The organism is Pseudomonas sp. MWU12-2029 (assembly GCF_023242425.1).
Classification (GTDB): Bacteria; Pseudomonadota; Gammaproteobacteria; order Pseudomonadales; family Pseudomonadaceae; genus Aquipseudomonas; species Aquipseudomonas kribbensis.
This window is the reverse complement of record NZ_JALJDY010000007.1, coordinates 167,650-180,281: the sequence shown is the minus strand read 5'-3', so window position 1 is coordinate 180,281 and position 12,632 is coordinate 167,650. Positions and strand designations below refer to the sequence as shown.

General features: G+C 59.2%; 8 protein-coding genes. 6 read left to right on the top strand and 2 right to left on the bottom strand.

Annotated features, from left to right (window positions below; all coding sequences use genetic code 11):
- Positions 1-30 precede the first annotated feature (30 nt).
- The 5 genes from M5B44_RS19025 (at position 31) to M5B44_RS19005 (ending at position 4,895) form a co-directional block, all read left to right on the top strand.
- On the top strand, positions 31-1,365 hold the full coding sequence (locus M5B44_RS19025) for a TRZ/ATZ family hydrolase (protein ID WP_248740160.1): 1,335 nt from the start codon (positions 31-33) through the stop codon (positions 1,363-1,365).
- 57 nt (positions 1,366-1,422) lie between these two features.
- A complete protein-coding gene (gene ubiG, locus M5B44_RS19020) occupies positions 1,423-2,121 on the top strand; it encodes a bifunctional 2-polyprenyl-6-hydroxyphenol methylase/3-demethylubiquinol 3-O-methyltransferase UbiG (protein WP_007950906.1) in 699 nt (232 codons plus the stop codon).
- A gap of 4 nt (positions 2,122-2,125) precedes the next feature.
- On the top strand, positions 2,126-2,797 hold the full coding sequence (gene mupP / locus M5B44_RS19015) for an N-acetylmuramic acid 6-phosphate phosphatase MupP (RefSeq protein WP_248740159.1): 672 nt from the start codon (positions 2,126-2,128) through the stop codon (positions 2,795-2,797).
- Between the two features lie 67 nt (positions 2,798-2,864).
- On the top strand, positions 2,865-3,605 hold the full coding sequence (locus M5B44_RS19010) for a YciK family oxidoreductase (RefSeq protein ID WP_085710824.1): 741 nt from the start codon (positions 2,865-2,867) through the stop codon (positions 3,603-3,605).
- Positions 3,606-3,968: 363 nt separating this feature from the next.
- On the top strand, positions 3,969-4,895 hold the full coding sequence (locus M5B44_RS19005) for a GGDEF domain-containing protein (protein ID WP_085710825.1): 927 nt from the start codon (positions 3,969-3,971) through the stop codon (positions 4,893-4,895).
- A gap of 62 nt (positions 4,896-4,957) precedes the next feature.
- Here the strand turns inward: M5B44_RS19005 and M5B44_RS19000 are convergent, their stop codons facing one another.
- Positions 4,958-5,719, bottom strand: coding sequence for an iron-containing redox enzyme family protein (locus tag M5B44_RS19000; RefSeq protein WP_263860234.1), 762 nt, complete (start codon positions 5,717-5,719; stop codon positions 4,958-4,960).
- A gap of 79 nt (positions 5,720-5,798) precedes the next feature.
- Complete coding sequence (locus M5B44_RS18995) at positions 5,799-8,261, bottom strand: EAL domain-containing protein (RefSeq protein ID WP_248740158.1); 2,463 nt, start codon at positions 8,259-8,261, stop codon at positions 5,799-5,801.
- A 218-nt stretch (positions 8,262-8,479) separates the two neighbouring features.
- On the opposite strand from M5B44_RS18995, the gene M5B44_RS18990 reads away from it, so the two are divergent.
- The gene (locus M5B44_RS18990; RefSeq protein WP_248740157.1) at positions 8,480-12,631 is read left to right on the top strand and encodes a hypothetical protein; all 4,152 of its coding nucleotides are present in this window, start codon (positions 8,480-8,482) and stop codon (positions 12,629-12,631) included.
- Position 12,632 lies beyond the last annotated feature (1 nt).

Here is a 12,632-nt window from a genome sequence, read left to right as displayed (position 1 = left end):
CCTTTACAAAAGCACTGGAACCGACCCTCGATGCCGAAACCTGCCATTGCGCTCGACTTATTATTGCTGCCGACCTGGCTGGTACCCGTCGAACCCGCAGGCGTTGTGCTCAAGGAGCATGGCCTGGGCATCCGCGACGGTCGCATCGTGTTCATCGGCCCGCGCGCCGAAGCCTTGAAGTGTAACGCCGCCGAAGTCCGCGAATTGCCGGACGTGCTGCTCAGCCCCGGCCTGATCAACGCTCACGGCCATGCCGCCATGACCCTGTTCCGCGGCCTCGCCGACGATCTGCCGTTGATGACCTGGCTGGAAAACCACATCTGGCCGGCCGAGGGCAAATGGGTCGATGAAGATTTCGTGCGTGACGGCACCGACCTGGCCATCGCCGAGCAGATAAAAGGTGGCATCACCTGTTTTTCGGACATGTATTTCTTCCCGAAGGTTGCCAGCGAGCGCGTGCACAACAGCGGAATCCGTGCGCAGATCGCCATTCCGATCCTCGATTTCCCGATTCCGGGCGCCGCCAGCGCCGATGAAGCCATTCGTCAGGGCGTCGAACTGTTCGGCGACCTGAAGCACCACGAACGCATCAAGATCACTTTCGGCCCTCATGCACCCTACACCGTTGGTGATGAGAACCTGGAAAAAATCCGCGTGATCGCCGAGGAGCTGGACGCTTCGATCCACATGCACGTCCACGAGACCGCCTTCGAAGTGCAGCAAGCGGTCGAACAGCACGGCGAACGTCCGCTGGCCCGCCTCGGCCGACTGGGCCTGCTCGGCCCGCGCTTCCAGGCCGTGCACATGACCCAGATCAGCGATGACGACCTGGCGTTGCTGGTAGAAAGCAACACCAGCGTGATCCACTGCCCGGAGTCGAACCTGAAACTGGCCAGCGGCTTCTGCCCGGTAGAACGCCTGTGGCAGGCCGGGGTCAACGTGGCGGTCGGCACCGATGGCGCGGCGAGCAACAATGATCTGGACCTGCTGGGCGAAACCCGCACCGCTGCGCTGCTGGCCAAAGCTGTCGCCGGTTCCGCCACTGCGCTGGACGCCCATCGGGCGCTGCGCATGGCCACGCTGAACGGCGCCCGGGCCTTGGGGATCGAAGCCGAGACAGGCTCCCTGGAACTCGGCAAGGCCGCGGACATTGTCGCCTTCGACCTGTCCGGTCTGGCCCAGCAACCGGTCTATGACCCGGTCTCGCAACTTATTTACGCCACCGGCCGGGACTGCGTGAAACACCTGTGGGTCGCCGGCAAGCAGTTGCTCGACGACCGGCGCCTGACGCGCCTCGACGAACAACAGCTCGGCGAAACCGCCCGGGCCTGGGGCAGACGCATCAGCGGCCACACCGAATCGTAAACACCCCGGGGCAAACTCCGGGGCTACAGCCTTTTTCAAGTTTTAGAGGATTGAATCATGAGCAACGTCGACCACGCCGAAATCGCCAAATTCGAAGCACTGGCCCATCGCTGGTGGGACCGCGAAAGCGAGTTCAAACCGCTGCACGACATCAACCCGCTGCGGGTCAACTGGATTGACGAGCGCGTCAACCTGGCCGGCAAGAAAGTCCTCGACGTCGGCTGCGGCGGCGGCATTCTCAGCGAAGCCATGGCCCAGCGCGGCGCGACCGTGACCGGCATCGACATGGGCGAAGCGCCGCTGGCGGTCGCACAACTGCATCAGCTGGAATCCGGCGTGAACGTCGAGTACCGGCAGATCACTGCCGAAGCTCTGGCCGAAGAAATGCCCGAGCAGTTCGACGTCGTCACCTGCCTGGAAATGCTCGAACACGTACCGGATCCATCGTCGGTGATTCGCGCCTGCTTCCGCATGGTCAAGCCTGGCGGCCAGGTGTTCTTCTCCACCATCAACCGCAACCCGAAGGCGTACCTGTTCGCCATCGTCGGCGCCGAATACATCATGAAGCTGCTGCCGCGCGGCACCCACGACTTCAAGAAATTCATCCGCCCGTCCGAGCTCGGCGCCTGGAGCCGCATGGCCGGCCTCACCGTCAAGGACATCATCGGCCTGACCTACAACCCGCTGACCAAGCACTACAAGCTGGCGGCGGACGTTGACGTCAACTACATGATCCAGACCCTGCGCGAGGAATAAGCCGATGGCCATCAGAGCAGTCCTTTTCGACATGGACGGCACCCTGCTCGACACCGCGCCGGATTTCATCGCGATTTGCCAGGCGATGCGCGCGGATCGCGGTTTGCCGCCGATGAACGACAAGCATATCCGCGACGAGATCTCCGGCGGCGCCAAGGCCATGGTCGCGGTGACGTTCTCGATGGATCCGGAGTCGCCGGGCTTCGAGGAGTTGCGCCTTGAGTTCCTCGAGCGCTACCTCGCCGGCTGCGCCGTGCACAGCAAGCTGTTCGACGGCATGGGCGAGCTGCTGGCCGATATCGAGAAAGCCAACCTCATCTGGGGCGTGGTCACCAACAAGCCGCTGCGCTTCGCCGAACCGATCATGCAGCAACTGGGGCTGGCCGAGCGCTCGGCCTTGCTGATCTGCCCGGATCACGTGAAGAACAGCAAACCGGATCCCGAGATGCTGAACCTTGCCTGCAAGATGCTTGATCTGGATCCGTCGACCGTTCTGTTTGTGGGCGATGATCTGCGCGATATCGAATCCGGCCGTGACGCGGGCACCAAGACTGCCGCCGTGACCTATGGCTACATTCACCCGGACGACAATCCGCGGCACTGGGGCGCGGACGTAGTGGTGGATCATCCGCAGGAGCTGCGCAAGGTGATCGATAACGCTCTGTGCAGTTGCTGATTCGTGCCCGCTCCATTCCCATGCCGGTCGTGGGAACGATCAGAAGTTAATGGATTAGAGGTTTTTTATGTTTGATTATTCCGCTCGCCCCGAATTGCTCAAGGATCGGGTCATTCTGGTCACCGGTGCCGGGCGCGGCATCGGCGCCGCCGCCGCGAAAACCTACGCGGCCCACGGCGCGACCGTGCTGTTGCTGGGCAAGACCGAAGCCAACCTGACCCAGGTCTACGACGAGATTGAAGCGGCCGGGCATCCGCAGCCGGCGGTTATTCCCTTCAACCTCGAAACCGCCCTGCCCCATCAATACGATGAGCTGGCAGCGATGATCGAATCCGAGTTCGGCCACCTCGACGGCCTGCTGCACAACGCCTCGATCATTGGTCCGCGCACGCCGATCGAGCAGTTGTCCGGTGAAAACTTCATGCGCGTCATGCAGGTCAACGTCAATGCGATGTTCATGCTGACCAGCACCCTGCTGCCGCTGCTCAAACTGTCGCAGGACGCCTCGGTGGTGTTCACCTCCAGCAGCGTTGGCCGCAAGGGACGCGCCTACTGGGGCGCCTATGGCGTCTCCAAGTTTGCCACCGAAGGTTTGATGCAGACCCTGGCTGATGAAGTCGACGGCGTGGCGCCGGTACGCTCCAACAGCATCAACCCGGGCGGCACCCGCACCAGCATGCGCGCCCAGGCGTACCCGGGGGAAAACCCGCTGAACAACCCGACGCCGGAAGAGATCATGCCGGTCTATCTGTACCTGATGGGTCCGGACAGCACGGGCATCAACGGCCAGGCATTCAACGCCCAGTAATGCCATACGTCGCTTTTGTTGCCGCGGCGGATTCCCGTCGCGGCATACATTTGCCGCTTTGCGCAGGCCCGTTTCAGTCAAATTACCACCACTCGATTTCAAGCTATAAATTCAACTCTTTGATTCACAACGGTTTTAATAAAACCTGAACTGAGTGGCACGACTTTCGCTCTACATTCCCTCAAAGCACGCCGAGTGAAGGCAGTCGGGCAAGGCCTGATTTCGATAGCTGACTAATCGTCATCGGGCAGACTAAACTTGTGCCAAATGTCCTACGGGACTGATGGATCAGTATGACGCGCAGCCCATAGCCGCTCTCACCCAGCCTGTAAGACAGACTTACTGCTTAGGGGCTCACGCCATATGAAATCACCCTCCCAGACCACTGCAATTGACTTCGACAGTGCCAAATTGCAACGCCTGGGCTTTGGTCAGCTGCCTCCGCTGCTGCAGCGACCTGTCAGCCTGGCGCAATTGCGCCAGCAAATGAGCCTGCAACTGCAAACCAGCCTTGAGCCTCAACGCATCCTGGGTCTGTTTTTCCGCGAAGTTCAGCGCCTGGTACCGCTCGATGCCTTGAGCTACGTGCACAGCGGCAGTGACTTGCGCCTGGAGTTCGGTGCCCGCGGTCATCACTCGGCCAGCTACAGCCTCAGCCACGACGGCGAGCACATGGGCGAGCTGGTGTTCCGCCGCAACCAGCGCTTCAGCGAGCAGGAACTGGGCAATCTGGAATCGCTTCTGTCGTCCCTGCTTTACCCGATGCGCAATGCGCTGCTCTACCGCGTTGCGACGCAGACTGCCCTGCGCGATCCATTGACCGGCGCCGGCAACCGCATCGCCATGGAGCAGACCCTGCAGCGGGAAATCGAGATGTCCCGTCGACACCTGCAACCGCTGTCACTGCTGATGCTGGACATCGACCATTTCAAGCAGGTCAACGACAGCCATGGTCACACGGCCGGCGATGAAGTGCTCAAAGCCGTCGCAGCGTCGATCAAGGACCAGTTGCGCAACGTCGACATGGTGTTCCGCTACGGCGGGGAAGAGTTTTTGATTCTGCTGTCCAACACCAGCCGCGAAGCCGCCGCGATGGTCGGCGAACGCCTGCGGTATGCAGCACAGGCCCAGGACTATTACGCCGATGGCCAGTTGATCGAACTGACCGTGAGCCTTGGTTGCTCGACCCTGCTGCCGGGCGAGTCCGCCGACAGCCTGCTGCGCCGGGCCGACAGCGCGTTGTACGTGGCCAAACGCGAAGGGCGCAATCGCCTGACAATGGCCGGCTGAACTGACTCTGCCAGACAAAAACGGGAGCACATGGGCTCCCGTTTTTCATTGAGGTCGTCGGACTAGCTCTCGACCAGCGCCCGCCGCTCGCGCCCGACCAGCACCCGCTCCGTCAACTCCAACTGCATGCAGCGTTCAAGGAACAGGTACATGTAGTCGTAGCTCTTGCACACAGCCTGACGCAACTCGGTTTGCAGGGCTTTGCTCGGGTTCATGCCAGCCAGGGTGCAGATGATTTCCAGCGCCTCCCAGGGGTGGGCGTCATCGTACTGGGCGTGCATCTTCAGCCACTTCATCGCCCGCTTGCGATCCTCTTCAGGGAACGCGGCGGCATACACACCGGTCGAGCAGACCAGCGCCGACCACTCCCCGGTCGCGCCTTCGATCGCATAGTTGGTGGCGGCAATGGCCACGATCAGCGAATCCGCCGAACTGGTGTGCCAGCACCAGTGACTCAGTGCGTGCAACTCCGGCGGCACTTGCTGGGCCTGCAGGTCTTCCAGACTTACGCCATGGGCTCGGCTCCAGTTCAACCAGTAATCGGCGTGATTGAGTTCGACGCGGATGTTGCGCATCAGCCAACGCCGCGCCATGTCTTCACCCGGGTGACGGGCGAATTTGGTTTTGGTGAGATTCTGCGCCATGTACAACGCAAATTGCTCAACGACAGGCCAGCCCCCGATCAGGTACTGGCGCATGGTCCTGGCGCTGAGCTTGTTATCACGCATGCGCAGGTAAAGTTCATGTTCGACAACCCGGCGTTTGCTCTCGCTGCAGTCCTGGATCAACTGTTGTGCCCAGGCAGGATAACTTGCAGCTTCCATGAGTGGTCCGGTTCGGTTGAATGTGTCGATCACTGTTCGGCTCCTTTTGATTTGTGATTGTAAGGATCGGCAAGAGACTTCAACGGAACGTGCCAGGCGCCTTGAACAACAGCGGCTGCGGTCTGGCGGGCCGACTTTGCAAACTGTCGCAGGTAAACAATTGCGGGCGTTCGATGACATAACCCTGAGCGTAATCCACGCCGATTTCAAGCAATGCCTGCTCGATCTGGGCTGTTTCGACAAACTCCGCAATTGTCTGCTTACCCATGACATGCCCGATGTGGTTGATCACTTCGACCATAGCGCGGTTAATCGGGTCGTCCAGCATATCCTTTACGAAACTCCCGTCGATCTTCAGGAAGTCTACAGGCAAATGTTTCAAATAAGCGAATGAAGACATTCCGGCGCAAAAATCATCCAGCGAGAAGTAACAACCCAAGCCTTTGAGTTCATTAATAAATCGGATGGCACTGCCAAGATTTGCAATGGCGCTGGTTTCTGTAATTTCAAAACAAATCATTTCAGGCGGAACGGAATAGTTATCAAACTGTTCCCGCAGAAAGTGCAAGAACGCGTCATCTCCGATAGTAATGCCTGAAAGATTAATCGCACACATTGCCAGAGGCCGTTCGCACTCTTCGTTAATACATTGAGCAATGACCTTAAATACATTCTGCACAACCCAGCGATCCAGCGAAGTCATCAAACCATAACGCTCGGCTGCCGGTATGAAGCTGTCCGGCAGAATCATCCGCCCCGCTTCGTCATGCAGGCGCAGCAGAATTTCGATGTGCCCGCCGGCACCGCCGGCAACCGACCCCAACGGGGCGATTTCCTGGGCATAGAGACAGAAGCGGTTTTCCTCCAGGGCCATGTGCAGGCGCTGCACCCAGGCCATCTCGCCGAAACGCAGGGATAGCTCCGAGTCGTCGGCATGGTAGACCTGCACCCGGTTGCGGCCCTTTTCCTTGGCCATGTAGCAGGCCATGTCCGCCGCCCGCAGCGAGGCTTCGAGGGTGGTCGGGGTTTGCGCGACATGCACCAGCCCAATGCTGACGGTGGTCAGGAACGGCCGCCCCTTCCACACGAAATGCAGATTCTGCACCGTCTGACGCAGCCCTTCGGCGATCTTCTCGGCCGCCTCCGGTGCGCAGTTCTCCAGCAAAATGCCGAATTCGTCGCCCCCCAACCGCGCCAGTGTGTCGCCCTCGCGCAGGCCGGATTGCAGCAACGCACAGATATGCCGCAGCAACTCATCGCCCGCCGCATGCCCGCAGGTGTCGTTGACCAGTTTGAACTGATCGAGATCGAGGAACATCAGCGCATGCCGCCCTGGTTGCCGGGTCAGATTGTGCAAAGCCTGTTCGAGGCGATATTCGAACTCGCGGCGGTTGGCCAGGCCGGTCAACGCGTCGTGGGTGGCCTGCCACGACAGATTGGCGATGTATTGCCGCTCCTGGGTCATGTCATGCAGCACCAGCACCGTCCCGCTGACCTTGCCGGCATTGCGGATCGGTGCCCCGACCAGGGTCACCGATACTGTGCTGCCGTCGAGCCGCTGGATCAGCTTCGAGTGCTCGCTACCACCGCTGAGCTGGCCGCTCAGAATGTGTTCGATCAGGGTCAGCCCTTCGGTCTGGGCGTTGTCATCCAGCAGATTGAACAGCGCCGCCAGCGGCAGGCCGGCAGCCTGCTCAGCCTTCCAGTGGGTCAAGGCCTCGGCGGCCGGGTTCATGTATTCGATTGCACCGCTCACATCCGTGGTAATCACCCCGTCACCAATCGATTGCAGGGTGATATGGGCCCGGTCCTTTTCCAGCTGCAGGGCTTCGGCAAAGGCATGCCGCTGTTTGAGCAGTTTGCGGGTGCGCAACAGCGCCAGGACGATCAGGCCCAACGCCGTGGCGAGGTTGGTGAACAGCAGCAGACGCAGGATTACCCGCGAACCTTCGCCCAGGGCATCGCTGAAGGCCTTGGCGGCGGGTGTCACGCCATCGTTGATTGCAAAGATCCGGTCCTTCCAGCGCCGGATATCCGCATCGGTGGCGGCATTGGCCGTGATACGCCGGTGCATCTCCTGCGCCACGTCATCGAGCTCCACCAGATAAGCGTCGCCCAGCGTCCAGCGGTCGATGGCGGTTTCCAGATAGCTGAAGTGGCGGAAGTTCAGGTACAGCCAGATCAGGCTGGAGACATCATCCGGGTGGTTGCCGCCCTTGAGGATGCCCTCGCGCGCCGCTTGCAGGTCGGGAGGTTGCTTGTCCAGGGCCAGGCGCAACTGATGGCCGCCCTGAGGCACGGCGATCGCGTTCTGGTATTTGAGGTAAATCGCCTCGTCACGGCTGTCGGCATACAGGTTGAGGTAATAGATCGCGTCTTTCTGGCCCTTGGACCAGAGGCTCTCGCCCGCCACATACCCGCGAACGGCCGACAGGACGTAAAGACTCACGCCCCCCAGCAAGGCCTGAAACAACACGACGGCAATGAATGGCCAGACGATGCCCAGCAACCGAGGCGTTCCGAGAGTCCGCTTTTGCTTCATGGAGTTCCTTGCGTGGTCACTGCCTGATTGTCCGTCTCTATCAGACCAACCTCCAAAGACTAGGAGGCGTTCGGGGTTCCGGCAAGCGACGGATCAGCCCTGATTCAGTACAAACTCAGGGTTATACATAAGTAACGCCATACAAGTTGCTGATGGCGTTTTATTGGCACTCCAGTTCCCCCCTCTCAGGGCAGGACATCGTTCTCGCGGAGTGCAGCATGACATCGACCTCTCTCGCTACAACCGACACACCGGATACCCAGGAGTTTCGTGCCAGGCAGGCATTGGGACTTGATCAGGGCCCCGACATCGAAGACCTGGTTCCCACGCCCGACACACGGGAAAAGAAAAGCTACAAGGTACTTGAACGCGCATCGCCTCAGCTTGCGCTGTCCATGCCCCTGCAAATGTACATGGCAAAAATCACCGATAACCGTATCGTCGACACCGTAACGAGCTTTATGAGCGGCCAGTCCACGTTGATTAAGCATCTGGGCGCAGACGTCCTTTCGAGCGCGTCCGTCGAGCAACTGCGTGCGACACCTTCGATATGGCTGCAGAAAATACTCGACTCGACTCAAGCAACGGCACTGACCGGGCAGCTGTTGAAACAACTCAAGTGGTACGGTGCAAACCCCGGCGAACAGACTCCCGCGTCCATCCGCTACCAACTCTTGTGTAAAGCCATCCGTCTCTATGTGCAGACGCCTTCGGTCGATCACCCGGATGCGCTCGAAGGCTTCAGTTGGCAAGACCCGGCACACTGGGGCGAAAGCTATCAGACCTTGCGCAGTGCTTTCGAACAGCACCTGCTGAAAGCCCGGCGCGCTGCCGATAGCAAGGAAGCAATCGTGTTGGCCCAGGTGCTGTACACCCGCGAGGCAAAGGATTTCACCGTGGGCGACATCCCGTCCGATCTTCGCTACAAGAGCTCGGTGGTGTGGGTCAATTTCATGCATGGCGTGTTACTGGCTGACGAACTTGGCCTTGATCGATTGCAGCCACTTTCCTTTCAACAACTCGTCAATCTGCCTCTGAAGCGCAGCACGAACGCTTCAACCGAGGAACTTGAAAAAATTACGCGACTGAGACTGAGCCCGGCACTCGAGTGGGCAGTCTGCATGGGCATCGTTCAGCCGCGAGTGGCATCCGACTACACCGAGGAGGAAATCGAACGAGCTATCGCGGCGCTGGAACGCCAGAGCGAAAGCCTGAACAAGGCCGTGCAATCCCTGGAGCTGCGCCCGCCGGACAGATTGCAGATGGCCAAGCGAATGAAAGATGTCGCCCTGGGTAGCCATGTTCTGGAGGCGGACGGACGCAAACTTCTGCGGGACGATCCGCCGGCTGCTCTGGGTTTCAGAGACATGCCGTCACTGAAACTGGAAGGGTACGGGTTTCTGGATCTCTATGCCGATGGACAGTTCGATGATGGCAAACGATGGTTTTTCACCGAGGCAGATGGAAAAACGCGAACCCTCGAAACCTTTCGAATGGACAAAGATCGGTACTTTTACTCGGAACGCAAAGTACACGGCATCTATCGGCCGATGTTTACCGGGGGGATCGTTCACAACCTTTCCGGCAAACCGCTGCCGGATGTCAATGCGGAGTTTGCATCGGCGTTCGACAAGTACCTGACCACCATCAGGTCCGCGTACAAGACCTTGATTCTCAGTCTGCTGGCATCCCTGCCGCTGGCTGACCGGCGGACACTGGAACAAGGTGATGTAGAGGTGCTGGGCCTGCGCGCGCAAACAAGGCCGGGCATTCATACAGAACCTCTGGCGAGGAAAGGCTTCGTACTGAAGGTGCTACTGGAAGGCAAGTTCAGCTATTACGAGGTCATCCCGAGCGCCGGTTTCATCCGTCAGAGAACCGGACTGAGATTTTCGACCATAAATGGAGTGTTCACCGAGTTTCCGCTGCATGCGGTCATCCCCGGACAAACCTTTTCAAGCAAGGACAGCACGTCGCTACTGCTCGACTGGGATGCTCATGCCAGTGGCTCCACCCCTGCCGCTCGGCAGTACTACATAGGATTCCTCGATGTCGTGGCCCGTTTATCTCGGGACTCGGCCGCTAAAGACGCGGCGGGAACAGGCCTGGAATCCTCCCGACTGGTTGCACTGGCAGACCACGTCGCCACCCGTTTTCTTTATGTCGATGAAAAGCATCTGCGCATTCAGGCCCGCGGCATGACGACCTTCGATATCACCCGGGCAAAAATCGAGAAACGGCTTGCAGTGCTCGAGACGATCGTGAAGAGTTTTGTACCGTTCTGGGGCAGCATTGATGATCTCTCGTCGGAGGGAACCGGGAGCAAAGTCATGGGTGGTCTGGGATTACTCCTCGATCTGGCGTCTTTCCTCTTCCCTGTAGGCAAGTTCATCTCGGGCTCGGTGCGACTGGCCCGGGCCGGCGCCAGCGTCACAGGCATGGTAGTCAAAGCCAGCCTGCCATCTTTCTCGACCCTGTCGCACAAGTTGATAACTTCCTCACTGAAAAACCTTAACCCGTTGGATGGCATCCCGACACTGGCGAAGTCACTTGCCCTCGGCAGCGGCAAAGGGGTGCTTGCTGCAGGCCGGCTGGGTCTCGGAGGGATCCGCCGACTGACCGGGCAAGTCGACAACTACCGTCTGATTCACAACCTGCCACAGGCCATGGACCCCGGAAGCTGGAAACCACTGACCCACGGTGATCAAATGGCAAGCATCAACGGCGTAGACGACATCCTGATACGCAACACCAGTCCGACAGACCTGAACCGATTCCACCTTGTCGATCCTGCCACGTCTCTGCCCTATGGCCCGCGTCTGAGCAACAACCCTGGAAACCTGATCCACGGCCAATCCACCTTCAAGACCTTGCCGCCCTCTGAATCCCATGTGCTCGCCGAGATCCCGGAAAATGCCCACATTCGTGAAGTGCTGGAGGTCGATGGTCGAACCACGCTGTTGATTGATGACATCCCTTATCGACTGAATGGCGATCAATTGCGCCGCGCCGACCTGATCGATGATCAGTCGCTGCTGAAAGCCCTGCCGTGCAGGATGCGGCGCATGCCGGGGTCGGAGGCATGCAAAACACGCTATGTCATCCGCGATCCAGCACCCACGCCGACCAACGGGACTTACGATACAGAGAAAGGCTGGGCACCCTGGTTCGGGGACAGCATTTACACCCCCGCCGCACCTGGCCGAGCGATACTGCTCAAAACCCTGAAAAAGAAAAGCAGACACCAGGCGACGATAGCCTTTCAAAAAGGGATTTACGGGCGAATCAAAGTAGATATCCCCTTCGGCACCCGGAATCAGTTCGATACGTTCGAGGCCGGCGCCACCATCGTCCCCGCCATGGACGGCTCAAAGCACTATGTGTTGACTCGGCTGGACGCCGGAGCCTTCTATGTAGCAGAACTGCCCAAAGGTCAGAGCCTCGCCACGCCGTTGACGCTGCGCAAGGCCAATACCCTGCCTGCCGATCTGAAGGGTGAACTGATGACGGTCTACACCGGATCGCTCAATGCCAACAACATGGCGAGAATCTACGGCATTCCAACCGTAGAACGTGCCCTCGAAACCATGGAGAAAATTGCCATTCGAATTGGTGGCCATGCGAGCCCGCCCGACACGCTCAAACTGCTTAAAGTCGATACCAACCCCGGTGAAGCGGTGTTGTTCGATCATTCCACACGCATGATCGTCAGCCGGCTGCCGGACGGTGCTGCATCCTGGTCACGCAGTCGGGACGCATCGCAGACCTTTCGTCAACGAACCGCCGACATCTTCGATACGCTGTTTGTCGAGAAAACAATCAATATCCAACAGAGCGCCGACCTGAAAATCAATCGGACAATGGACAAGTTGCAGGCTCTGCTCCCGTCTCATTTCCAGGGACAGAATCCGCGAAACATCGCCTACGCCGACATCGTGACGTCGACCGGCAAGCGCGAGGTGTATGTCAGCGTTTCCGGTGCGCAAGGACTGACTGGAGAACTGCCGCTGTTCAAGCCTCCATTCACACCGGATAAAGTGATTGTCGGTGACACCACCTACTTCAACATCGACTTTGGCAAGACATTCAGCAAAACCTCACTGGAGGTCTCGAACGAAGGGCAATTGGTGGCGATTCCCCATACGATAAAGGACATCGACACCTACACGCCCGCACTGACCCGCCGGCCTACCTCTCTGGACAGCGAGGCAAAACTGATCAGCGTGCTCCGCAAGAAATATCCCGAAAACCACATGATCGCTTCGGTCGATGTGGCCACGACCATGCCCCCCTGCACCAGTTGCTCGGTGATCGTTAAGGAGTTTGGTTACGACGGCACAGCCAACGCGCTGGAGGTGCTGTGGAACTGAA

What these genes read in the sequence shown, in the direction of transcription:
- M5B44_RS19025 (WP_248740160.1), top strand. Translation starts at nt 31, where the DNA reads ATGCCGAAACCTGCCATTGCGCTCGACTTATTATTGCTGCCGACCTGG.
- M5B44_RS19000 (WP_263860234.1), bottom strand. Translation starts at nt 5,719, where the DNA reads ATGGAAGCTGCAAGTTATCCTGCCTGGGCACAACAGTTGATCCAGGAC.
- M5B44_RS19005 (WP_085710825.1), top strand. Translation starts at nt 3,969, where the DNA reads ATGAAATCACCCTCCCAGACCACTGCAATTGACTTCGACAGTGCCAAA.
- ubiG (WP_007950906.1), top strand. Translation starts at nt 1,423, where the DNA reads ATGAGCAACGTCGACCACGCCGAAATCGCCAAATTCGAAGCACTGGCC.
- M5B44_RS18995 (WP_248740158.1), bottom strand. Translation starts at nt 8,261, where the DNA reads ATGAAGCAAAAGCGGACTCTCGGAACGCCTCGGTTGCTGGGCATCGTC.
- mupP (WP_248740159.1), top strand. Translation starts at nt 2,126, where the DNA reads ATGGCCATCAGAGCAGTCCTTTTCGACATGGACGGCACCCTGCTCGAC.
- M5B44_RS18990 (WP_248740157.1), top strand. Translation starts at nt 8,480, where the DNA reads ATGACATCGACCTCTCTCGCTACAACCGACACACCGGATACCCAGGAG.
- M5B44_RS19010 (WP_085710824.1), top strand. Translation starts at nt 2,865, where the DNA reads ATGTTTGATTATTCCGCTCGCCCCGAATTGCTCAAGGATCGGGTCATT.